1 protein-coding gene is annotated in these 778 nt (G+C 73.3%); it reads right to left on the minus strand.

Annotation, left to right across the window (positions count from 1 at the left end; translation table 11 throughout):
* Window positions 1–290: 290 nt before the first annotated feature.
* A partial coding sequence (locus tag GT354_RS52040; RefSeq protein WP_161365534.1) for a nucleotide disphospho-sugar-binding domain-containing protein occupies window positions 291–778 on the minus strand: 488 nt, incomplete at its 5' end.

Consider the following 778-nt stretch of genomic DNA (forward strand, 5'->3'; position numbering starts at 1 on the left):
TCTGACCTGGTACTTGCATGGCGAGCTGCATGGCAGGGTGCATGGCCGAGTGCATGGCAGGCTGCATGGCCGAGTGCGTCGCGGATTCGGGACAGCGAGCCCACTTCGTCCGGCGCTCGCGACGATGGCAGGGCGACGACCCGACTGCACCCGCGGGTAGGGACGCCGAGCGTGCACGACAGTTCGATCGGCGGCCCGCTGTTGTGGCCGGCCGGCCAACCGTGGCGACATGCGACGCGGTGCACGAGAACTCGCCGCCGGGCAGGAATCCGAGCCGAGTCGCCGACGTACTACCCGTGCGCGATCCCGAGTTCGACCGTGAGGGTGTCGAGCAGCCCGTCGGCGGTGGGCATCGCGCCCATCTCGGCGGCGAGGCGCTCGGCCGCGGCGCGGTGGGACCGGTCGCCGAGTACGGTCTCGACCGCCGTCCGGATACGGGCACCGTCGTCGGGACCGAGCACGCCCATGCCGTCCGCGGGCCCGCCGCTCGGCGCGACGACCAGGCCGGCGCCGGCCTCGGCCACGAGCCGCGCGTTGGTGGGTTGGTCGGCGAAGAACGGGACCACCACCAGCGGTACACCGGCGGCCAGACTGCCGAAGGTCGTCCCCGATCCGCCGTGGCAGACCACGACCGCCGCGTCGGCGAGGACGTCCGCCTGTGGCACCCACTGTTCCACGCGCACGTTCGCCGGGATCGGTCCGAGCGCGGACACGTCGATGGAGCGTCCCACCGTGACCAGGACCCGCGCCGGCAATCCGGCCACCGCGGCCGTCGCCG

Origin of the sequence: Streptomyces sp. SID3343 (assembly GCF_009865215.1) — a bacterium.
Taxonomy (GTDB): Bacteria; Actinomycetota; Actinomycetes; order Streptomycetales; family Streptomycetaceae; genus Embleya.